Raw genomic sequence first — 20,556 nt, forward strand, 5'->3', positions numbered from 1 at the left:
GAAGAACATCATGCCCTTTGACCAGAAGCGCGTTGCCGATGCCATCCGGGCCTTCGAGGCCGGCGAAATCGTTGTCGTCACCGATGACGACGGCCGCGAGAACGAAGGCGACCTGATCGTCGCAGCCGTCCACTGCACGCCGGAAAAGATGGCCTTCATCGTGCGCCACACATCCGGCATCGTCTGCACGCCGATGCCGAAGGAAGAGGCCAAGCGCCTCAACCTCAACGCCATGGTGGCGGAAAACGATTCGGCCCACACGACGGCCTTTACCGTGACCGTCGATTTCAAGCACGGCACCACAACCGGCATTTCGGCCGAAGACCGGACATTGACGGTGCGCAATCTTGCCAACCCGAATGTCGGTGCCGCCGATTTCACCCGTCCCGGCCACATCTTCCCGCTGGTTGCCCGCGAAGGCGGCGTCCTGATGCGGTCCGGCCATACGGAAGCGGCCGTCGATCTCTGCCGCCTTGCCAGCCTGCCGCCGATCGGCGTCATCTGCGAGCTGGTCAACGACGACGGCACCGTTACACGCGGCCCGCAGGTGACTGATTTCGCCGAAAAGCATGGTCTGAAGCAGGTCTCCGTTGCCGATCTCATCGCCTACCGCCAGCGCAAGGAAACGCTGATCAACCTTGAGGCGACCTTCGACGTCGACACCCCCTATGGCAAGGCCAAGGCGCATGCCTATTCCCTGCCCTGGGATCCGATGCAGCATCTCGCCGTCACCTTCGGTGATATCCGCGACGGCGTCGATATCCCCGTCCGCCTGCATCTGGAAAATGTCGCCGCCGACGTCTTCGGCCGCGATTGCCAGCTCGATCCGATCATGAAGCGCATGTCCGAACAGGGCCGCGGCGTCATCGTTTACCTGCGCGAAGGCTCGGTCGGCGTCGGCGTCTCGACAACGGCACGCGCCGGCAAGCATGAGCGCGAAGATCACAGTGAGGCGCAGGCCCGCGAAAGCGAATGGCTGGAAATCGGGCTGGGCGCCCAGATCCTCAAAGACCTCGGCATCACCTCGATCCGCCTGCTCTCCTCACGCGAACGCCATTATGTCGGCCTCGAAGGTTTCGGCATCGAGATCGCGGCGACGGAAATCATCTGAGAGGCGGACGAACAATATGTGAAAGGCCACCGGTCAGCACACGACCGGTGGCCTTTTGCGTTTTACCAGTCCGCTCACCCGGGACGATGGCATTCCTTCCAATATAGGAGTCATCAACGGCGAAGGGGCAGCAACGTTTTTCGCTGTCAGCGTAAGGTTTGGTCCAGCTTTTCCCGGAACTGGCGTTTTTCATCGCGTGAATGGGCAGGCGCGGCGGAAGCAATGTCCTCCGTCTTGGTGGTCACTGCTTTTCCGAGGATACGATGTAGCGTGGACATGAGCGTCGTATAGTCGTTGTCGAAATCACCGTGGTGCCGCGCCTTGCTGGTGTCACCGGGAGACAGATGTTTCTTCCGGCTGGCAGGCTTCCAGAAGGCTGCGGGCAGATTTTCCTCGCTGTGGTCCCGGTCAAGACCAAGCAGCGGCACACCGTCTTTGATGACCGGTATGTGCGCCCATTTTTCAAAGGCATTGCTGACCAGATACGGCAGAGACTTGTGGTAGATGCCGGCGCAATCGTCGTCCCGCTCTGTGGCATCGTCCATGACGAACAGATCGAACGCCTCGATGGTCCCCTTCTCGATTAGAGGTTTATAGGCCTTGTTGAAAAGCTCCATCGTGCAGGCCGGAGCCCATAGGGTGAGGCTGGCAATCTTGACCTTGCCTGCAACCAGGCGTTCGACCAGAGGTGCGAGGAAAATCGAACCGGCACTGTGGCCGACGAGATGGATCTCATCGATCTTGCCAGAGGTATAAAGACCGATCAGATGATCCGCCGTCAGCCTTGCCGCGCCCGCCCTGTTGCTCGTTGCCCGCTCGGCATTCTCCTTCATCTCGTCCCAGAGTGCCTTTCCGCCCAGATTGCGCGCCACGACCTCGAGCGTATCGTCGAGCCGGTCCAGCATGAAATCCTTGGCCTTGTCGAGGATACCTTCGTCGCGCCGCCGTGACAGGGCATCCTTCAGGATATTGCCGATGGTGCTCCAGGCATCGGAGCGCCAGATGAAGGATAATGGATAAACCTGCGAGTTCAAAAGTGGGGCAAGATTGTTGGACACGGTCTGCACCGCGCCATCCTGCGAGACGAGGCCGCCATGGGCGTAGAGTAACACCCGCTTCTTGTCCCAGCTCGCCATCGATGCGGGCATCCGCTCAGTGACGAGGGTCTTCAAAGCGGCCGGTGTCAGTCCGTAGGTTCCCTTCTCATCGAGAACGCCGTCATTCTTCGAGGTGATGATATAGGGCCGCAGATCGGCATAGACCTGGCTTTCATAGCTGCGCGGCGCATCGGCACGCATCGCCGCCGAAGCCATCGGGGATGTCAAATCCACGGGAGCTCCGAGCGCAGCAACCCAGATATCCGACCCGTTTGCCAGCCAGTCGACATAGGACAGGTTGGCGAGGCCGCCGGAACCCCATTTTGGCCCCCAGCTGTTCTGAATCCAGAAGCCGCGCCGGTCGTAACCGACTACCGCAAAAGCGTGGCCGCCGATGACGGTATCCTGCCGGTACTCGATCAGTTCGTCGCCTTGGCCGACGCGTTGCCATCCTTCGTGCACGGCAGCCGTGGCGTAGAGCATGCCAACCTCATTGATGGCGGCGTGCATCGCCACAAGGTCCTTGTGATTGACCCGGAAATAGGCGCCGAGCGGCCTGCCCAGCGCGTCGGCCGACCGTTTCTCCTCCAGCGTCGGATCCGGGTCGCGATCCTTCCAGAGATCCAGTGCACACAGGCCATGCTTGAACCAGCCCTTCATTGCACCGCGGGCGCTTGATCCATCATAGTCTTCGCCCGGCCACTCATCGTAGCGCTTGGCCATGGCATAGAGCATCCAGGCGCTGACTTCGTCGGCGGTCGGATTCTGGCCGCGGATCCGCAACAGATAATTCGCGACCGTCGCCAGTCCGAAGCCGGTGCAAGCGCCCTCTTTGCCTTGATTGAGGACCGGTATCTCGAGCGCGCGGTAACCGGCGAGATCGGACACAGCAGGAACCCGGATAAGGGTCGGCACGAATGTCGCATCCCGAAAATCCACGGTGTCGGGGAGCGCATCGAATGTTCTTTTAGGGGGATTGCGCGGCTTGCTCGGCTTCTTGACCATGGCTCTCTCCTGCCAGCTCAAATCGACGGGTCGCGTTCTTCTACCTCAACTCTTCAACCGCCACCCAAGAACTACACGTATATCGCGTATTCACAGTTTATGCAATCCACACGTTTTCGATATGGCGATTGGGGCATCACCAGTTGATGAACCTAGTTGCCCTCCCACCCCTCCAGAAACACCACCTTCTCGACGCCGGCGAACTTTGCCACGCGGGCCAACTCCGCCTCCAGCCGCTCCATCCGGCCGGACGATGAGCGGATGCCCTTTTCCCACCAGAGCCGCTTGACGTTCAGCGAGCCGGTCTTGCGCTCCGCCTTCATATCGATGCGGCCGACGATGCGGTCGCCTTCGAGCAGCGGGAAGACGTAATAGCCGTATTCCCGTTTCGGCTCGGGCACGAAAATTTCGATGCGGTAGTAGAAGCCGAACAGGCGTTCGGTGCGGTTGCGGTCGCGGATCAGCGGATCGAAGGGGCTGAGAACCCGAAGACGTGCCGGAGGATCGGCGAGGTCGCCGAGATTGTCGGGGAAGCCGGTGAAGGCATAGGAGAGGCGCGGCTTGTCGCCGTCGGCCGGTTCGATCATCACCTCGCACAGTTCATCGCGATGATCGCTGACCCAGGCCTTGGCTTCCTCCGGCGAGATCAGTGCAAAAAAGGCCGAGAGTTCGCCGTGGGTGGCAAAGCCGAGCCGGGTCAGTGCCGCGCGGCAGCACCAGTCGACGAACTCCTCGTGACTGACATCCGGTTCGTGATGATGGCCGGGGATGACCCGCTCGGTCAGATCGTAGACTTTTTGGAAATTATCCCGCCGGGCGATCGCCACTTTGCCGGTGCGCCAGAGATATTCGAGCGCCGTCTTGGACGGATGCCAGTTCCACCAGCCGCCGGACACCCGGCCCTCGAACTTGAAATCGCGCGCCATGACGGCGCCCTCGGCATGAATTTTCGCGTAGATTTCGTCGAAAGCCTCTTCGAAACCTTCCTCGCGCCATTTGCGCCAGCGCTCGATGATGGTTTCGCCTTCGCGCCGGAAGCGGTGTTTCCAGTAGACGAAAAAGCGGCTCGGGATGATTGAGGCGTCGTGCGTCCAGTGTTCGAACAGGGCTCCGTCCTTTTCCAGAAGCTCGGTCAGGTGCTCGCGCTTGTAGGTCTGGTTGCGGGAAAACAGGATCTGGTGATGGGCGCGCTCGACGGTCGAGATACTGTCCACCTGGACGAAGCCGATCTCGTGGATGAGATCGAGCAGCCCCTGCTTGCCGAGCGCCCGGTTGGGCGAGGCGGCCAGACCCTGCTTGTTCAGGAAGATGCGCCGGGCATCGCGGTTGGAAACGAGAATCGCCATGAAACAATCTAGGCAAATGTTCACACTTTGTTCAAGCCCAAACCGGAAGCCTATTTCCATCCGCCCAGAAATCGTCCTATAGAGCCTCGACATTCGAACGCGGGGGACGCGGATTGGACATACGCTTTTCCGGCGTGTCCGTCAGTTTTGGCGGACGGACGGTTCTTCAGCCGCTGACGCTGACGCTGTCGCTGACCGAGCGGCGCATCGGCATTATCGGGCTGAACGGCTCGGGCAAGACCACGTTCGCACGGCTGATCAACGGACTGGTCAAGCCAACCACCGGCAGCGTGACGGTCAACGGCCTCGATACCGTGCAGGACGCCAGTGCTACGCTGGCTGCGGCCGGCTTCATCTTTCAAAACCCGCAGCATCAGATCATCATGCCGATCGTGCACGAGGATATCGCCTTCGGGCTGAAGAACCGGGGATTGAAGGCCGACGAGATCGAACGCCGCACAGCCGCCGTTCTTGAGCGCTTCGGCATCACGCATCTGGCCAGGCGCCGCGTCCACGAGCTTTCCGGCGGCGAGACGCAGCTGGTCGCCATTGCCAGCGTGCTGGTCACGGGCCCCGGCATTCTCATTCTCGACGAGCCGACCAACCAGCTCGACCTGAAAAACCGGCGTCTGGTGGAAGATACCATTGCCGGGCTTACCGAGCACACCATCGTCATCAGCCACGACCTGCCGCTGATCGAACGTTTCGACCGGGTGCTTCTGTTCAATGATGGCCGGCTGATTGCCGATGGTCCGGCGTCTGAAAGCATTCGCACCTATCACGCGGTGGCCGGATGCTGAACGGGCTGAATGTCGAGGGCACGACGCCGCTGCACCGGATGTCCGTACGGGCAAAACTCGCCATTCTTCTGGTCTGCGGGCTGGCGCTCTATGCCGTTTCCTCGCTGTTCATTCTCGTCCCGGCCTTCGTCACTGCCGCCTGCATTTATTTCACCACGGGCCTTTCCTTTCGCGAGGGCGTGTCGCGGCTGAAACCGATCCTTTTCACCATCCTCATCCTTCTGATCGCCACCGCCTATCTCACCTCGATGCGCGAGGCGGCCGAAAGCTTTTTCCGGCTGATGGCGATCGTGCTGTTTGCCGGTGCGGTGACCGCGACGACGGCGACCGGCGCATTCATCGACGAGATCACCCGTCTGCTGCAGCCACTCGACCGGCTCGGCCTGGTGCGGGCCGCCGATGTCGGGCTCGCCTTCGGGCTGGTGCTGCGCTTCGTGCCGGATATCTTCAACCATTACCAGTCGATCCGCGAGGCGCACCGGGCACGCGGGCTGAAGGTGCGGCCGTTGACGATCCTTGCGCCATTGATCATCCTGACCCTGAAAGATGCCGACACCATCGCCATGGCAATCGACGCACGCGGCTTCCGGCGGCCGAGGGAGATACAGAGTTGAGGTTTGCCGCGCCTTGAACTTCTTTTCCGGCTTGGCCGGACGCATGTGAAAAAAACACCAATCGACAAAGGACCTGCCATGACCACCAGAGACCTCGTTCTCATTGCCCTCTTCACCGCGATCATCGTCGTTCTCGGCCTCATTCCGCCGGTAACGCTCGGCTTCATTCCGGTGCCGATCACCGCCCAGTCGATGGGCGTGATGCTGGCCGGCTGCATCATCGGCGCCAAGCGCGGCGCGCTCGCCTATGTGCTCCTGGTGCTCTTGGTGGCGATCGGGCTTCCGGTTCTGTCCGGCGGCCGTGGCGGACTGGCCGTCATCCAGGGCCCGACCGGCGGCTTCGTAATCGGCTGGATCGTTGCTACCTTCGTCACCGGCCTGATCGCCGAGCGGCTGGTCAAGGAAGGCCAGAGTGAGATCAGGCAATTTGCCGGTTTCTTCATCGCCTCCGTCGTCGGCGGCATCGGCGTGCTCTATGCCATCGGCATGCCATGGGTCGCCGCAGTGACGGGTACGCCGCTGTCTGCCGTTGCGATGGGCTCGCTCGCCTTCATCCCGGGCGATCTCGTCAAGGCCGTGATTGCAACGCTGGCGGCGCGTGCCGTTCTCGCCGGCTATCCGCTTCTGCACGCACGCGCCTGAGCGCCTCATCATCGTCAAATAGCCCGGGCGCTACGTCCGGGCTATTTGCATTGGCGCACCGCTGTTGAAAACACCGCAAACGCCCTACCTAACGCATGGACCTCGAACCCCTGAAGCCATAGGTTCCCGCCATGACCACGATCCTGTTCGAAAACCCGATCTTCCTGGAACACAAGGTTCCCGAAGGCCATCCGGAACGGCCCGACCGGCTGAAGGCGCTCAACCTTGCGCTGGAGCATGAGCGGTTCTCACCGCTGTCGCGGCTTGAAGCGCCGCAGGGCAACGAGGATCTGGTGCTGCTTGCCCACCCGGAACAGCATTTGCGGACGGTGATGTCGGCGATTCCCGAAGAGGGCATCGAGGCGCTCGAGGCCGACACCTATGCGAGCCCTGCCAGTCTGCAGGCCGCCTTGACCGGCATTGGCGGCGCTGTTGCGGCCGTCGATGCGGTGTTTTCCGGCAAGGCCGACAATGCCTTCGTCGCCTCGCGCCCGCCCGGCCACCACGCCGAGAAGAACAAGGCGATGGGCTTCTGCTTCTTCAACAATATCGCCATTGCCGCCCGCCATGCCCAGCAGAAATACGGCGTCGAACGGGTCGCCATCGTCGACTGGGACGTGCACCACGGCAACGGCACGCAGGATATCTTCTGGGACGATCCGTCGGTGCTGTTCTGTTCGACGCACCAGATGCCGCTTTATCCCGGCAGCGGCGCCAAGACCGAGACGGGGGCCGGCAATATCGTCAACGCGCCACTGTCACCCGACACCGGCAGCGACCATTTTCGCGAAGCCTTCAAATCGCGCATCCTGACGGCGCTCGACGATTTTCGCCCGGATTTCATCCTGATCTCGGCCGGCTTCGACGCCCATCACCGCGACCCCTTAGCGCAGATCAATCTGGTTGCCGAGGATTTCGATTGGGCGACCGGGCGACTGCTCGACGTCGCAGGGAAAACCGCCAACAACCGCATCGTCAGCCTGCTCGAAGGCGGCTACGATCTTCAAGGGCTGGCCGAATCGGCCGGAACCCACATCTACCGCCTGATGAGAGGATGACCATGACCACCACCGCGCAAACGGGCGCCGCCCCGATCGACGTATCCGCCCTCTCCTTCGAAAAAGCCGTCGAGGAACTCGAAGCCATCGTTTCGGCGCTGGAGCGTGGCGATGTGGCGCTCGACAAGTCGATCGAGATCTACGAACGCGGCGAAGCGCTGAAGAAACATTGCGAAGCGCTGTTGGGTGCCGCCGAAAACCGCATTGAGAAGATCAGGCTCGACCGCTCCGGAAAGCCGCAGGGCGTTGAGCCGCTCGACGGGGAGTGAGTGGCCCCCGATCTACAGGGCTATGGTCGTTCTGATTTCATCATAGCCTGCATGCAGGCCGGAGGCATCGTGTTCGATTAATCCGGCCTTGGATAAGATTTCCACGTCCTCGTGAACACGCCGGTAGTCGCGACCCAAGCTGCGCGCCAACGCGGCGATGCTGGCCTGCGGGTGGCGGCGCAGATGGCGCAGCAATTCAAGCCGCTTTGTCGTCATCGTCTGCGACAGCGCATCCCAATTCACGAAGGTCAGATGGTCCTCGGAAACAGCTTCGCCCTTTTCAGCGCGATGCCATGCGTCGGCGACCCTTTTTTCCAAATCGTCAAAAGAACCGCCAATATGAAGCTGAACATCCTTGCTCATATTCGCTCTCCTCTTACTTTCTCGACATCCAGCCGGAAATCGGCCAGCAGCTTTTCAATGGAGACAAATCCGTACTCTTCTTCGCGGTCGCCATAATGGCGATGATCGCCCTTGCCGCGTTCATTGTCATATCCAACAATTCTCTCGCCCGGGCGGCCGTAAAACAGAGAATATTTGAGAAAGTGGGACGCTGGCGGAACGGATGCCGGCACGCGCCAAACCTTGACCTCAAGGATCGCACCATCCTGAAAAATCAGGCGATCACGAATGATCAGTGTCGCTTTCATCACTTAAAATATGTCATGTGACGCCATATGGCGTCAAGCGCCATAAATTGGGGAAAGGACACTGGTAGTTTTGTTGCTGCGAGCCTACCTTAGTCTCGATTTGAACCGACGAGGATCCCCCCATGTCCTTCTTTCCCGGAAACGACCCCGAGGCCGGTGATGCGCCGGCGTGCGATGCGATCGAGCATCTGATCATTCCGCGCACCAGCGATATCGGCAATCTGCAGGTGCGCCGGGCGCTGCCGTCGGTCAAGCGGCGGCTGGTCGGGCCGTTCATCTTCTTTGACCGGATGGGGCCAGCACTGCTCAAGGCCGGGCAGGCACTGGACGTGCGGCCGCATCCGCATATCGGGCTTTCGACCGTCACCTATCTGTTCGACGGCGAGATCAAGCATCGCGACAGTCTCGGCACCGAAATGGTCATCTCGCCCGGCGATCTCAACCTGATGACGGCGGGGCGCGGCATCGTGCATTCGGAACGGTCGCCGGAGAACCTGCGCGGCAAACCGCAATCGATCTCCGGACTTCAGACCTGGCTGGCGCTGCCCGATCAATATGAGGAGATCGACCCGATCTTTGCTCATACGGAAAAGCGCGACCTGCCCTCCTTCACCGTGGACGGGCTGGAAGGCCGGGTCGTCATCGGCCAGTTTGAGGGCATGAAATCGCCGGTCTCGGTGTTTTCAGATACGATCTATGTCGATCTGAGGATCGATCCTGGCAAGAGCGCGCCGTTTCCAGCCGAATGGGAAGAACGGGCGCTTTACATCCTTGAGGGCGAGGCGATCATCGCAGGCGATCATTTTGCCGGCAATCAACTGCTGATTTTCCGGGCGGGCGACCCGATCACCGTCACCGCCGGCCCACTGGGCTGTCATATCATGCTGTTCGGCGGAGCCGCCCTTGGCTCGGCCCGGCATATCTGGTGGAACTTCGTTTCGTCATCCAAGGAACGGATCGAGCAGGCCAAGGAGGAATGGCGAACCGGCCGTTTCGACATCGTTCCGGGCGACGAGGAAGAGTTTATCCCTTTGCCGGAACGGTAATATTGGTTAAACTCGCAACTGTGCCGCAAGAAAACCGGTTTTTGCAATCCATAACGAAACTGTTTAAAGACGCGGCTCCCAGCGGACACCAACACCAGACATCGCGGCTCCCTTGAAGCCGCGAGAACGAAGGCCTTAGCGTGACACAATTGCCAGTCCATCCAATGCCGGCGACCCCCCTTCTCGATCAGGTTGTTTATCCCGACGATTTGAAGAGGATCGACGACAAGGACTTGCCGCAACTGGCAGCCGAACTGCGCACCGAGATGATAGACGCGGTGTCGCGCACCGGCGGGCATCTGGGTGCCGGTCTCGGCGTCGTCGAACTGACCATCGCCATCCACAAGGTCTTCAACACCCCGCATGACCGATTGATCTTCGACGTCGGCCATCAATGTTATCCGCACAAGATTCTCACCGGCCGCCGCGACCGCATCCGCACGCTGCGCCAGGAAGACGGCCTGTCCGGCTTCACCCGCCGCGCCGAAAGCGAATACGATCCCTTCGGTGCCGCTCATTCCTCGACCTCTATTTCCGCCGGCCTCGGCATGGCGGTAGCGGCCGATCTCTCCGGCGAAAACCGCAACGTCATTTCCGTCATCGGCGATGGCGCCATGTCGGCCGGCATGGCCTATGAGGCGCTCAACAATGCCGGCGCGCTCGATGCGCGGCTGATCGTCATCCTCAACGACAACGACATGTCGATCGCGCGGCCAACCGGCGCGATGAGCGCTTATCTCGCCCGTCTCGCCTCCGGCCGCACCTATATGGGCTTTCGCGATCTCGGCAAGAAACTGACCGCCTATCTTGGCAAGACGGTCGACCGGGCGATCACCCGCGCCGTCGAACATGCGCGCGGCTATGTCACCGGCGGCACGCTGTTCGAGGAGATGGGCTTTTACCATATCGGCCCGATCGACGGTCATTCCTTCGAGCATCTGTTGCCGGTGCTGCGCAATGTGCGCGACAATTCCAAGGGCCCGGTGCTGATCCATGTGGTGACGCAGAAGGGCAAGGGCTATCCGCCGGCGGAAGCGGCGGCCGACAAGTATCACGGCGTCAACACGTTCGACGTCATCACCGGGGCACAGGCGAAAGCCAAGCCGAATGCGCCGGCCTATACGTCCGTCTTTGCCGAAGCACTGACGCAGGAAGCCGGCTATGACGACAAGATCGTCGCCGTCACCGCCGCCATGCCGTCCGGCACCGGGCTCGACAAGTTCGCGCTGGCCCACCCGTCGCGCTGCTTCGATGTCGGCATTGCCGAGCAACATGCGGTAACCTTTGCAGCCGGTCTGGCGTCTGAAGGCTACAAGCCGTTCTGCGCGCTCTATTCGACCTTCCTGCAGCGCGGTTACGACCAGGTGGTGCACGACGTGGCAATCCAGGGATTGCCGGTGCGCTTCCCGATCGACCGGGCCGGTTTCGTCGGTGCCGACGGCCCGACGCATGCCGGTTCGTTCGACACCACCTATCTTGCCACCCTGCCTGGCTTCGTCGTCATGGCAGCGGCCGACGAGGCGGAACTGAAGCACATGGTGCGCACTGCGGCGGCCTATGACCAGGGCCCGATTTCGTTCCGCTATCCGCGCGGCGAAGGTGTCGGCGTGGAGATGCCGGAGCGCGGCCAGATTCTTGAAATCGGTAAGGGCCGGGTGATGAAACAGGGCTCGAAGGTGGCGCTGTTGTCGTTCGGCACGAGGCTGGCCGATTGCCTGCTCGCTGCCGAAGATCTCGATGCCGCGGGGCTTTCGACGACGGTCGTCGATGCCCGTTTTGCCAAGCCGCTCGACCACGACCTGATCCGCCAGCTGGCCAAGCATCACGAGGTGCTGATCACCATCGAAGAGGGTGCTGTCGGCGGCTTCGGAAGCCATGTGCTGCAATTCCTTGCCCATGAGGGCCTGCTCGACAACGGCTTGAAAATCCGGCCGCTGGTTCTGCCGGATATCTGGATGGAACAGGCCAAGCCCGAGGCGATGTATGCCAAGGCGGGCCTCGACCGCGCCGGCATCGTTTCGACGGTGTTCAAGACGCTCGGCCAGAAGCAGCAGATCGGCTCCAGCGTCGCCGGCTGAAGCTGTCGGCGTTCATCAACTCTGCCAATTCCACGCGGCACATGCAGGGTTGGCCGACCGTTATAAGCTCATCAGACCACGGATGTTCTCCCGCTCGCCGTTCATCTCTGGTTTCCAAGGTTGCCACCGTCGCGGCATGCGCCATCCAGCCCGTCCTGGAGCAAAACCGTTCCTTTCCCGCCTGATGCTGCCGATACAATTTTAGCAATCGGCCATTTCGGCTGAGCCTTCGCGCGGCGCTCGCTTATTCGGCCTTCGCTGCAGGATCAGGACAGCCATGAGCCTGTTTCGGCACTATTTGAACGCGCCCGGCCGCATGGCCCTTGCCATCCCGGGCCTGACGCGCCATGAGAACCCATGTCAAACGAACCAAAAACCTCCGTCCGCCTCGACCAGCTGCTTTTGAACCTGGGGCTTGTCGCCAGCCGTTCGCGCGCCCGCGATGCGATCCAGCGTGGCACCGTCACCGTCAACGGCAAAGTCGTCACCAAGGCAAGCTCGACCTTTCCCGAGGATGTGACGATCGCCATCGACGATCCCGTCCAGCCCTATGTTTCGCGCGCGGCGCTGAAACTGAAGGCGGGCCTCGAGCATTTCAAGCTGTCGCCCGAAGGACTGGACTGTCTGGATATCGGCGCCTCGACCGGCGGTTTCACCGAAATCCTGCTGCACAATGGTGCTGCCCATGTCATTTCCGTCGATGTCGGCCACGGCCAGTTCCATCCGCGCTTGGAGGCCGATCCGCGCGTTACCAATATCGAGGGTCTGAATGCCCGCGTGCTGGACGAGGACAATCTTGATGGCCGCTCGATTTCCTTCATCGTGTCCGACGTCTCGTTCATTTCGCTGAAACTGGCGCTGCCGCCGGCCCTGGATCTTGCCGAGCCCGGCGCCCATTGCATTCTTCTCGTCAAGCCGCAGTTCGAAGCCGGCCGCGAGGCGATCAGCAAGGCGGGCCTGCTGAAAGATCCTTCAACTGCGCCTGCGGTGGCGGCCGAACTGGAACGCTGGCTTGTTGAGGACATGGGCTGGACAAGCCTCGGCCTCATCCCCTCGCCGATCGCAGGCGGTGACGGCAACGAGGAATATCTGCTGGCCGGCCACAAGCCGCTGGATGAAAACGATGCCTCGGACGACGATGCCGCTGAGGACGAAGGCGAATGAGCACCGAGACGCTGACCATCGAGAAGATCGGCCAATCCGGTGACGGCATCACCCGTGGCCCGTACGGCCCGGTCTATGTGCCCTTCACGCTGCCTGGCGAAACAGTCGCTTTGGCGGTCAACAAGGACAAGGGCACGGTCATGTCGATGACCGACGTCTCGCCCGAGCGGGTCGCGCCGAAATGCCGGCATTTCGGACCGGACGGCGAGAACGGCACCTGCGGCGGCTGCAGCCTGCAGCATGCCAGCGACAGCCTTTACCAGGGTTTCAAGCGGCAGCTGGTTCTCGATGCCCTGAAATCAAAGGCGTTGCAGGCCGACGTAGGCCCCCTCGTGCTTGCCCATCCCGGCGAGCGCCGGCGCACGGTGTTTACCGCGCGGCGGACCGAGAAAGAGCTGCTGCTCGGCTATAACCAGCCCGAAACCCATCACATCGTCGCCATATCGGAATGTCCCATCGCAAGCCCCGGCATCGTGTCGCGGCTTGCAATCATCCGCACGGTCGCCAACGCCATGGCGGTCAATGCCGAACCGTTCCGCATCACCGTGCTGGAAACACTGTCCGGCCTCGATCTCTCGTTCGAGGGCATCAAGGCGATGGACGACCGGCAGCGGCGGATGGCGGTCGAAACCGTTCTTAGCCAGAAAAGCGTTGCCCGTCTCAGCCTCAACGGCGAAATCCTGGTCGAACCGATCAAACCGGTGATCGATTTCGGCGGCGTCTCCGTTTCGCCGCCGCCCGGCAGCTTCGCGCAGGCAACGAAGCCTGGCGAGGAGGCGATGGCCGAACTGGTGATGGCGCATCTCGGCAAGGCCAAGCGCGTCATCGACCTCTTTGCAGGGTCGGGCACCTTCTCGCTGCGCATCGCCCGCAAGGCGCGCGTGCATGCCGTGGAAAGCGAAGACAAGCCGCTGAAGGCGCTGGATTTTGCCGCGCGCAACACGCAAGGCCTGAAGCCAGTCACCGTCGAGAAACGCGATCTCTTCCGCCGGCCGATGATGGCTTCGGAACTGAAGGTCTATGACGCCATCGTCTTCGACCCTCCGCGCGCCGGTGCCGAAGTCCAGACCAGGGAAATGGTCCGCTCCGGCGTCAAGAAGATCGTCGCGGTGTCCTGCAATCCGGTGACTTTGGTACGCGACCTGCGCATCCTCGTCGACGCCGGTTACCGGATCACTTCGGTCACCCCGATCGACCAGTTTCTGTGGTCGTCGCATGTGGAAGTCGTCGCGACGCTGGAGAAGTGAATTTTCAGCCGGCCGATCCGGAGGCTTCAGGTCTTCGGATTGCGTCGCGTATCCAGCACCTTGCGCAGGCTTTCGACGGCCGGAAGCGCTGCAGTAATCCCCGGCATTGCGATTTCACCGGCAATGCCGCGCAATTCCGGCCCAAGAGCCTCGATTGCAGCATCCCGGGCAGCCCTGCCCTCCGCCGTCAGCGAAACCCGCTTCGAGCGGCCGTCATGCGGATCGGGGGCGATGGCGATGAACTGCTTGCCCTCGAGATGGCCGAGCGTATTGGTCATCGCACCCTTGGTCACCTGCATCGCCTGCGCGATCGACAAAGGCGTGCGCCCATCCCCCAGCCGGACCAGATGATTGAGCACGACGAATTGCGGCAAGGTCATGCCCTCCGGCATGACCTTCTCGAACGCATTGGCTGACAATTGCGCGACGATGCCGACTTCGTTGAGGAACCGGAACAGCGTTTGCAGGTCGTTTTCGCTCGCCGTCATGCGCTCCTGATCCGGGTGTCCAAGGGCCAGCGGGGTGCGCCCTCAATAGCCGGACCGTAGCCGAGACGAACGAACATTTGAAGCGTTTCATTCTCTTCGACCGCAAGCGCTTCACGCATGGCGAGAAAGTGCGGGCGCATTTCGGTAAACTCCTGCAGCGCCTGGCTGAATGGGTGCATCGAGACGCCCGCCGCCGTGGCGGCGAGATTGAGGCGGATATAATCGCGCCCGGCGGCGATCTGGTCGGCGCGGCTATTGCCTGCGGTCTTCAACCAAAGGAAAGCCATTGCCGTATCGACCGGCTCTTTGAGGATCGGAATCTGCTGCTGGAACGTCGATGACGTCTGGTCGAGCATGGCATCGCGCGACAACAGACCGGCCATCGACAATCCCTCGATGAACGGGCCGGACAGATCGATACCGTCTGGATTGGCCTCGATCTCGGCGCGGCCGACGCGGATGAGGTCGATGCTCTCCTTCAATGTGTGCGGCGTGGTGATCTCCGTGAAATAGGCCTGCCAGGCGCGCTGTCGCAGCGTCTCGACGCGGGCGGGATCGTTGGTACGGCCAATGGCAGAGATGCGGGCGGCGGCGGCAATTTCGGCAAGTTTGTCCGCCTCGACCGGCCGGGCAAGATCATAGGGCTCCTTGTTCGAGCGGCGCGACAGGACATGCGCAAAAAGCGGATCAGCGCCGATCGTCGCGTCCTGAACGAGCCGGATATCGGCGACCGGCCGGTCATCCAGCCGTGGTTGCGGCTCTCCCTTTGGAAACAGCACGATGTCCGCCCTGTATCCCTCCTCGGCCGCCGCTTGTGCCAACAGTTCGAGGAAGCAGCCAAGGCCGATGGTGATCTGCCGGTCGTGCGGATCGGTCTGCGGCAGGCGGCGATCAGCCTGGCAATAGAGCGTGATTTCGTTTTCCGCGAGATCGGCAAGCCAGGGCTGCCGGTTGTGCGGGTTGGGCGCCAGGATCGCGAAGGACAATATCCGGCGCCGGAGATCGGCGTCCCGGCGGCCGGCATCCTGCCATGGCCTTCTTGCCGAGACAGGATCGCGGGTGGAAACCCAAAGAGCGCCAGCGGTTGCCGCCAGTACCACACCGCCTGCAACGATGCCCATAAACATCCGCCGTGTCGCTGCCATGCCATGCTCCATTTGGTTTAATGAAGAACTATATAGTTTAATGCTAAACTATATGCAACCCCCATCGGGACGAGCGATGGAAACGAAAACACCCGCGCCGGAGATCCGGCGCGGGTGTTTGGGATGCGAGGCTGATGTTATCAGGCGGCGCGGCGGGCGTAGTTGCTCTGCCTTGCAGCCGGCGCCGACGACTGGGTGTCGCCGATGTTGAACTGGGCGAGCAGGTCGTTGAGGGCGGCGGCTTCCGAGGCGAGGCCGTGGCTGGCGGCGGTCTGTTCCTCGACCATGGCAGCGTTCTGCTGGGTGCCCTGGTCCATGGTGTTGACGGCCGTGTTGATCTCCTGCAGTCCGACTGACTGTTCGCGCGTTGCGGTGACGATCGCACCGATATGCCCGTTGATCTCCTGGACTTCCGCGACGATCGCCTGCAGCGACTGGCCGGTTTCACCGACCAGCGTCACACCGGCACGGACCTGATCGCCCGAGGTGGTGATCAGCGCCTTGATTTCCTTGGCGGCGTTGGCCGAGCGCTGGGCAAGTTCGCGCACTTCCTGGGCAACGACGGCAAAACCCTTGCCGGCATCACCCGCGCGGGCAGCCTCGACGCCTGCGTTCAGCGCCAAGAGGTTGGTCTGGAAGGCAATGTCGTCGATGACGCCGATGATGTTGGAAATCTCGCCGGAGGATTTTTCGATCCCCTGCATGGCGTTGACGGCATTGCGAACGACTTCACCGGACTTTTCAGCACCGGCGCGGGTGCGGGCCACCAGTTGGCCGACTTCTTCGGCGCGGCGGGCGCTGTCCTTGACCGTCGTGGTGATCTGCTCGAGAGCTGCGGCCGTTTCTTCGACGGAGGCTGCCTGCTGCTCGGTGCGGCGGGCAAGATCGTCGGCGGCGGTGCGGATTTCGGTGGCGCCGGCATCGATGGCACGGGCATTGGCGCCAACGGCCTGCAGCGTCTGGTGCAGCTTGGTCACCGAATTGTTGAAGTCGGCACGCAGGCGGTCCAAGTGCATGACGAACGGCACCGAGATGCGGTAGCCAAGATCGCCGTCGGCAAGACGGCCAAGGCCGGTCGCCAAGGCTTCGACCGCCTGCTGGATATCGGCGGTTTCCTTGGCTTTGAGCGTTTCGCGCTCGCGGCGCTCCTGCTCGGACAGCGAACGGCCGGTCTCGGCTTCGCTTTCGAGGCGGGCACGCTCGATGGCATTGGTGCGGAACACAGCGACGGCGGCGGCCATCGAGCCGATCTGGTCGCGGCGTTCCTGGCCGGGGATTTCAGCCTTGAGATCGCCGGCAGCCAGGCGTTCCATGGCGCCGGTCATATCGGTGACCGGGCGGATGACGAGACGGCTGAGCAGCGTTGCGAGGAAGGCGATCATCACGCCGACCGCCAGAAGCGTGGCGATGGTGGCAGCGATCCGGAACTGGCCGATGGCGGAATAGGCAAGATCGGCATCGACGACGAAACCGACATACCATTCGACCGAAGGAAGACCGGCGACCGGCACGAAGCTGACGAGCATCGGCTTACCGTCCAGTTCGGTCTGCATGATCGTCGAACCGATCGACGGCGTCTCGGCCGGGAAAGCGTCGGAAAGCGTCTTGGTGACCAGCTTGGCATCCGGATGCACGAGGATCTGGCCCGACTTGTTGACGAGGAAGGCAAAGCCCTCGCCGCCGACATCGATGTCCTTGACCATCGACACCAGCGTCTTCAGCGAGAAATCGCTACCGGCAACGCCGACCAGCTTGCCGTCCTTCTTCACCGGCGCTGCTGCGCTGATGATCAGTTCGCCAAGCGAAGCATCGATGTAGGGATCGGTCAATACGGTTCCATCAGCCTTGACCACATCCTGATACCAAGGGCGCTTGCGCGGATCGTAGGTCTCCGGCATGGCCTGGACCGGCCAGTTGGTGAATTTTCCGGTTTCCTCACCGACATAGGTGCTGATGAACTCCTTGATCAGAACATCGTTTTTCATGATGCCGAGGAGGCCCGCCTGGTCGGTGGCACCGCCAGCGGCATTGGCGACCATGGCCGTCAGCGTGACGCGGCCGTTCAGCCAGTTGGCGACGCTCTGGGCGGCCTGCTTGCCGGAGGAGGAAATATTCTCCTCGACGGCGCGGGTCGTCACGTCATGCTGGAGGCTGTCGATATAGACGGAAAAGCCGGCAAAGGCGGCAACGACGACAAAGGACGCGGCAACAAGAATGCGCGTCATGAGATTGGATCTTTTCAAGGCTGACTTCCCTAATGCGGACCGGCTGTGGCGCCGGGCGGAGGCTCGAACGGGTCCGCGCACGGGACCGGCGGGCGGCGTTGCCGCGCCAAACCGTTCCGGATTGCGGGTATGGGATGACATGCCACGGAGGCGCAGACGGCGCGCCTCATGCGCCCGACAAAGACCGGCAGACCGGACCTGTGATTGTCAGGACCATACGGGCGGCCGCTTAAGGCAGGGTTAAATTTTCATTGCCGGAAAAGTGAGGACTTGAAGGGCTTTCCGCCTGGGCCACCTCCGCCTGCCTTTAAAATCGCAAAAACGGTCCAGCTTTTTTGTTTACGCAAGGGCGGACGCGATGCCCACTTTTTGCTGGAACGGCTCTATTCGGCCGCCTGTTTCAGCGCGGTAAGCAGCGGCCGCTTCTTCAGGCCCCAGGCGGTCGCCAGATGCATGGACGAGGAAATGCCGGCATCGAGCATGTAGGGGCCGGGCGTATCGGCCTTGACCCGCGATGCCGGCCTCGGCTTCAGCGGCGTCCCGTGGCCCATGCCGTCGATCAGGTAAAGTTCGACGGCGATCTTGCCTGACGCGTCCTTCCAGACGCGGTGGAGATGGCCATCGACTTCGTTCTGCGCATAGGTATCGCTGTCAAGACCGTGCACATCAAGCCATTGCTGGACGAGCGCATCCGCATTGTTCATGGACACCGTATGATCCTTCGTGCCGTGCCAGATCGATACCACCGGGAAATCGCGCGTTACCGGCGATGCCGCCCGCACCAGATCGCCCCATTCCCCGGCTGCACGTTCCGGCGCCGACTTCATCGCAGACAGCGCGCGCTGAACGTCACGGGCGGCACCATAGGGCAGCCCGGCGATCACGCCGCCGCCGCGAAAGACGTCGGGATAGGTTGCGAGCATGGCCGCCGCCATCGCGCCGCCTGCGGATAGGCCGGTGACGAAGACACGGCTGCGGTCGATGCCGTGCGAAGACGCCATCTTGGCGACCATCTGGCGGATCGACATGACCTCGCCGCGATCACGCGTGACGTTGCTCGGGCGAAACCAGTTGAAACAGAGATTGCCGTTGTTGGAGCGCTTCTGTTCGGCATAGACGACGGCAAAGCCGCGCTCACGCGCCAAGATCGACCAGCCGCTGCCCTTATCATAGGCTTCAGCACTCTGGTGGCAGCCATGCAGGACAACGACGAGAGGCGACTTTTTCGGCAGGTCCGCAGGGACATAACGGAACATCCGCAGGCGGCCGGGATTGCTGCCGAACGCCTTGACCTCCTGCAGCCCCGCAGCCGGTTTTGCCGCCGGCCGGGGCTTTGCCGCCGGTTTCGATGCCGATGTCTTTGGCGAAGCCGTGGAGGCGAGCGCCTTGCGCGTCGCCTTGGCGGCCTTTGCGATGGTCTTTTCCCAACGCCGGTGCTGCTTGAAAATATCGGACAGGGAAAAACCGAAACGAGACCGCATGGACGAATCCTTGGTTGGCGGCATGCCTCCAATGCCGAAATTCCTCCACACACCCGACGCTATATGGGTCTCTCCGGCGTTCCGGCAAGGTCGGATTGGACTATTCTACGGTCAGCTTCGGAGCCCGGTGGCCCCCTCTGTCACTTCGTGACATCTCCCCCACAAGGGGGAGATCATTCTTGTCCCTTATTACCATCAAGTAAGTGACGCACCGAGCAAACGGCCAATCTCCCCCCTTGTGGGGGAGATGTCGGCGTCGCCGACAGAGGGGGGTGTGGCCGCAGGCTCTCAACTCATGTCAAGCAAACGGCCGCCAATCAGCGGCGCATGAAGGCCTCGAAGGCGGCGCGGGCTTCGGCGCTTTTCAATTGCGCGGCGAAATGTTTTGCCTCCTCGTCGATGCGCGCGAGCACGTCGGAGCGGTCGCCGCGAATGAGGTCGCGGGCGATGCGCAGGGCTTCCGGGGGCTTCCTTGCCAGGCTTGCGGCCAGCGACAGCACCTCTTCCTCGATGGCGTCGGCACCGGCGATCTTCCAGATCAGCCCGGCCTCCTGCGCCTCAGCGGCCGTAAATGGTTCGCCGGCAGCCAGAAGCGCAAAGGCGCGCTGATGACCGGCGATGCGCGGGACGATCAGGCTGGAGGCCGCTTCAGGAACCAATGCCAGATCGACGAAGGGCGTCTTGAAGATCGAACGGTCCGAGGCGATCGTCAGGTCGCAATGCAGGTGGATGGTCGTGCCGATGCCGATCGCCAGACCGTCAACGCCGGAAACGATGGGCTTTGCCGCACGCGCCAGCGCCTTGAGGAAATCGATCACTTCCTGCCCCATCGATCCGCCCATGGCGAAGGCCATGAAATCGGCCATGTCGTTGCCGGCCGAAAAGCAGCCTTCGGTTCCGAGAAAGGCCGTGACGCGGATGGCATCATCGGTTCCGGCGACCGTCAGCGCATTGGCCATCTTGGCGTACATGGCTCTTGTGATGGCATTCTTCTTGGCCGGCCGGTTGAAGCGGATCACCTGAACGCCGGGATAGGCTTCGGGGCGCTCGATCAGAACATCGTCGGTCATGGTCGTCTCCTTTAAGCCCG

Annotated in this window: 19 protein-coding genes; 10 read left to right on the forward strand and 9 right to left on the reverse strand. The window is 61.9% G+C overall.

Annotated elements, in window-relative coordinates:
- The first annotated feature begins 10 nt into the window (after nucleotides 1-10).
- A complete protein-coding gene (ribB, locus tag ACP7BS_RS05895; protein ID WP_113315243.1) occupies nucleotides 11-1,111 on the forward strand; it encodes a 3,4-dihydroxy-2-butanone-4-phosphate synthase in 1,101 nt (366 codons plus the stop codon).
- A 146-nt stretch (nucleotides 1,112-1,257) separates the two neighbouring features.
- Here the strand turns inward: ribB and ACP7BS_RS05900 are convergent, their stop codons facing one another.
- Together ACP7BS_RS05900 and ACP7BS_RS05905 are read right to left on the reverse strand one after the other, a co-directional pair.
- Entirely contained in the window at nucleotides 1,258-3,213 is a 1,956-nt protein-coding gene (locus ACP7BS_RS05900; protein WP_426236885.1) for a C1 family peptidase, read from the reverse strand.
- A gap of 152 nt (nucleotides 3,214-3,365) precedes the next feature.
- Complete coding sequence (locus ACP7BS_RS05905; protein ID WP_426236886.1) at nucleotides 3,366-4,559, reverse strand: winged helix-turn-helix domain-containing protein; 1,194 nt, start codon at nucleotides 4,557-4,559, stop codon at nucleotides 3,366-3,368.
- A gap of 113 nt (nucleotides 4,560-4,672) precedes the next feature.
- Between ACP7BS_RS05905 and ACP7BS_RS05910 the strand changes: the two genes are divergently transcribed.
- The 5 genes from ACP7BS_RS05910 (at nucleotide 4,673) to ACP7BS_RS05930 (ending at nucleotide 7,942) form a co-directional block, all read left to right on the forward strand.
- On the forward strand, nucleotides 4,673-5,359 hold the full coding sequence (locus ACP7BS_RS05910; RefSeq protein WP_426236889.1) for an energy-coupling factor ABC transporter ATP-binding protein: 687 nt from the start codon (nucleotides 4,673-4,675) through the stop codon (nucleotides 5,357-5,359).
- Nucleotides 5,353-5,973: an energy-coupling factor transporter transmembrane component T family protein gene (locus ACP7BS_RS05915; RefSeq protein WP_426236891.1), complete on the forward strand. Its 621-nt coding sequence runs from the start codon at nucleotides 5,353-5,355 to the stop codon at nucleotides 5,971-5,973. The genes ACP7BS_RS05910 and ACP7BS_RS05915 overlap by 7 nt, the downstream gene beginning before the upstream one ends.
- Nucleotides 5,974-6,051: 78 nt before the next feature.
- On the forward strand, nucleotides 6,052-6,615 hold the full coding sequence (locus ACP7BS_RS05920; protein WP_426236893.1) for a biotin transporter BioY: 564 nt from the start codon (nucleotides 6,052-6,054) through the stop codon (nucleotides 6,613-6,615).
- A gap of 131 nt (nucleotides 6,616-6,746) precedes the next feature.
- Nucleotides 6,747-7,673, forward strand: a complete 927-nt coding sequence (locus ACP7BS_RS05925; protein WP_426236895.1) for a histone deacetylase family protein — start codon at nucleotides 6,747-6,749, stop codon at nucleotides 7,671-7,673.
- A gap of 2 nt (nucleotides 7,674-7,675) precedes the next feature.
- Entirely contained in the window at nucleotides 7,676-7,942 is a 267-nt protein-coding gene (locus ACP7BS_RS05930) for an exodeoxyribonuclease VII small subunit (protein WP_426236897.1), read from the forward strand.
- Between the two features lie 12 nt (nucleotides 7,943-7,954).
- On the opposite strand, the gene ACP7BS_RS05935 is transcribed toward ACP7BS_RS05930, so the two are convergent.
- Both ACP7BS_RS05935 and ACP7BS_RS05940 read right to left on the reverse strand, forming a co-directional pair.
- Nucleotides 7,955-8,305 carry a hypothetical protein gene (locus ACP7BS_RS05935; protein WP_426236899.1) on the reverse strand — a complete coding sequence of 117 codons (351 nt, stop codon included), beginning with the start codon at nucleotides 8,303-8,305 and terminating at the stop codon, nucleotides 7,955-7,957.
- The gene (locus ACP7BS_RS05940) at nucleotides 8,302-8,592 is read right to left on the reverse strand and encodes a toxin-antitoxin system TumE family protein (RefSeq protein ID WP_426236901.1); all 291 of its coding nucleotides are present in this window, start codon (nucleotides 8,590-8,592) and stop codon (nucleotides 8,302-8,304) included. The genes ACP7BS_RS05935 and ACP7BS_RS05940 overlap by 4 nt, the downstream gene beginning before the upstream one ends.
- A 122-nt stretch (nucleotides 8,593-8,714) precedes the next feature.
- On the opposite strand from ACP7BS_RS05940, the gene ACP7BS_RS05945 reads away from it, so the two are divergent.
- The 4 genes from ACP7BS_RS05945 to ACP7BS_RS05960 all read left to right on the forward strand — a co-directional run bounded on the left by ACP7BS_RS05945 (nucleotide 8,715) and on the right by ACP7BS_RS05960 (nucleotide 14,127).
- Nucleotides 8,715-9,638 (forward strand): pirin family protein, encoded by a 924-nt coding sequence (locus ACP7BS_RS05945; RefSeq protein ID WP_426236903.1) that lies wholly within the window; start codon nucleotides 8,715-8,717, stop codon nucleotides 9,636-9,638.
- A gap of 164 nt (nucleotides 9,639-9,802) precedes the next feature.
- Nucleotides 9,803-11,716: a 1-deoxy-D-xylulose-5-phosphate synthase gene (gene dxs, locus ACP7BS_RS05950; protein WP_426229424.1), complete on the forward strand. Its 1,914-nt coding sequence runs from the start codon at nucleotides 9,803-9,805 to the stop codon at nucleotides 11,714-11,716.
- A 357-nt stretch (nucleotides 11,717-12,073) separates the two neighbouring features.
- On the forward strand, nucleotides 12,074-12,880 hold the full coding sequence (locus ACP7BS_RS05955) for a TlyA family RNA methyltransferase (RefSeq protein ID WP_426236904.1): 807 nt from the start codon (nucleotides 12,074-12,076) through the stop codon (nucleotides 12,878-12,880).
- The gene (locus ACP7BS_RS05960; RefSeq protein WP_426236906.1) at nucleotides 12,877-14,127 is read left to right on the forward strand and encodes a class I SAM-dependent RNA methyltransferase; all 1,251 of its coding nucleotides are present in this window, start codon (nucleotides 12,877-12,879) and stop codon (nucleotides 14,125-14,127) included. The genes ACP7BS_RS05955 and ACP7BS_RS05960 overlap by 4 nt, the downstream gene beginning before the upstream one ends.
- A 26-nt stretch (nucleotides 14,128-14,153) precedes the next feature.
- On the opposite strand, the gene ACP7BS_RS05965 is transcribed toward ACP7BS_RS05960, so the two are convergent.
- From ACP7BS_RS05965 to ACP7BS_RS05985, 5 genes are all read right to left on the reverse strand, one after another.
- Nucleotides 14,154-14,615, reverse strand: coding sequence for a MarR family winged helix-turn-helix transcriptional regulator (locus ACP7BS_RS05965; RefSeq protein WP_426236908.1), 462 nt, complete (start codon nucleotides 14,613-14,615; stop codon nucleotides 14,154-14,156).
- Nucleotides 14,612-15,760 carry an Acg family FMN-binding oxidoreductase gene (locus ACP7BS_RS05970; protein ID WP_426236909.1) on the reverse strand — a complete coding sequence of 383 codons (1,149 nt, stop codon included), beginning with the start codon at nucleotides 15,758-15,760 and terminating at the stop codon, nucleotides 14,612-14,614. Before ACP7BS_RS05970 ends, ACP7BS_RS05965 begins: the two co-directional genes overlap by 4 nt.
- Nucleotides 15,761-15,900: 140 nt before the next feature.
- Nucleotides 15,901-17,985, reverse strand: a complete 2,085-nt coding sequence (locus ACP7BS_RS05975; protein ID WP_426236911.1) for a methyl-accepting chemotaxis protein — start codon at nucleotides 17,983-17,985, stop codon at nucleotides 15,901-15,903.
- A gap of 383 nt (nucleotides 17,986-18,368) precedes the next feature.
- Complete coding sequence (locus ACP7BS_RS05980; protein ID WP_426236913.1) at nucleotides 18,369-19,466, reverse strand: extracellular catalytic domain type 1 short-chain-length polyhydroxyalkanoate depolymerase; 1,098 nt, start codon at nucleotides 19,464-19,466, stop codon at nucleotides 18,369-18,371.
- Nucleotides 19,467-19,783: 317 nt separating this feature from the next.
- Nucleotides 19,784-20,536: a crotonase/enoyl-CoA hydratase family protein gene (locus tag ACP7BS_RS05985; protein WP_426236914.1), complete on the reverse strand. Its 753-nt coding sequence runs from the start codon at nucleotides 20,534-20,536 to the stop codon at nucleotides 19,784-19,786.
- Nucleotides 20,537-20,556 lie beyond the last annotated feature (20 nt).

It is taken from the genome of Pararhizobium sp. DWP1-1-3 (genome assembly GCF_049896125.1).
Lineage (GTDB): Bacteria > Pseudomonadota > Alphaproteobacteria > Rhizobiales > Rhizobiaceae > Pararhizobium.

Bases quoted from the DNA above. Each gene is read 5' to 3' on its own strand.
- ACP7BS_RS05920 (WP_426236893.1), top strand. From the start codon at position 6,052: ATGACCACCAGAGACCTCGTTCTCATTGCCCTCTTCACCGCGATCATC.
- ACP7BS_RS05925 (WP_426236895.1), top strand. From the start codon at position 6,747: ATGACCACGATCCTGTTCGAAAACCCGATCTTCCTGGAACACAAGGTT.
- ACP7BS_RS05900 (WP_426236885.1), bottom strand. From the start codon at position 3,213: ATGGTCAAGAAGCCGAGCAAGCCGCGCAATCCCCCTAAAAGAACATTC.
- ACP7BS_RS05980 (WP_426236913.1), bottom strand. From the start codon at position 19,466: ATGCGGTCTCGTTTCGGTTTTTCCCTGTCCGATATTTTCAAGCAGCAC.
- ACP7BS_RS05940 (WP_426236901.1), bottom strand. From the start codon at position 8,592: ATGAAAGCGACACTGATCATTCGTGATCGCCTGATTTTTCAGGATGGT.
- ACP7BS_RS05945 (WP_426236903.1), top strand. From the start codon at position 8,715: ATGTCCTTCTTTCCCGGAAACGACCCCGAGGCCGGTGATGCGCCGGCG.
- ACP7BS_RS05985 (WP_426236914.1), bottom strand. From the start codon at position 20,536: ATGACCGACGATGTTCTGATCGAGCGCCCCGAAGCCTATCCCGGCGTT.
- ACP7BS_RS05905 (WP_426236886.1), bottom strand. From the start codon at position 4,559: ATGGCGATTCTCGTTTCCAACCGCGATGCCCGGCGCATCTTCCTGAAC.
- ACP7BS_RS05970 (WP_426236909.1), bottom strand. From the start codon at position 15,760: ATGGCAGCGACACGGCGGATGTTTATGGGCATCGTTGCAGGCGGTGTG.
- ACP7BS_RS05955 (WP_426236904.1), top strand. From the start codon at position 12,074: ATGTCAAACGAACCAAAAACCTCCGTCCGCCTCGACCAGCTGCTTTTG.
- ribB (WP_113315243.1), top strand. From the start codon at position 11: ATGCCCTTTGACCAGAAGCGCGTTGCCGATGCCATCCGGGCCTTCGAG.
- ACP7BS_RS05915 (WP_426236891.1), top strand. From the start codon at position 5,353: ATGCTGAACGGGCTGAATGTCGAGGGCACGACGCCGCTGCACCGGATG.
- dxs (WP_426229424.1), top strand. From the start codon at position 9,803: ATGCCGGCGACCCCCCTTCTCGATCAGGTTGTTTATCCCGACGATTTG.
- ACP7BS_RS05935 (WP_426236899.1), bottom strand. From the start codon at position 8,305: ATGAGCAAGGATGTTCAGCTTCATATTGGCGGTTCTTTTGACGATTTG.
- ACP7BS_RS05975 (WP_426236911.1), bottom strand. From the start codon at position 17,985: ATGACGCGCATTCTTGTTGCCGCGTCCTTTGTCGTCGTTGCCGCCTTT.
- ACP7BS_RS05965 (WP_426236908.1), bottom strand. From the start codon at position 14,615: ATGACGGCGAGCGAAAACGACCTGCAAACGCTGTTCCGGTTCCTCAAC.
- ACP7BS_RS05930 (WP_426236897.1), top strand. From the start codon at position 7,676: ATGACCACCACCGCGCAAACGGGCGCCGCCCCGATCGACGTATCCGCC.
- ACP7BS_RS05960 (WP_426236906.1), top strand. From the start codon at position 12,877: ATGAGCACCGAGACGCTGACCATCGAGAAGATCGGCCAATCCGGTGAC.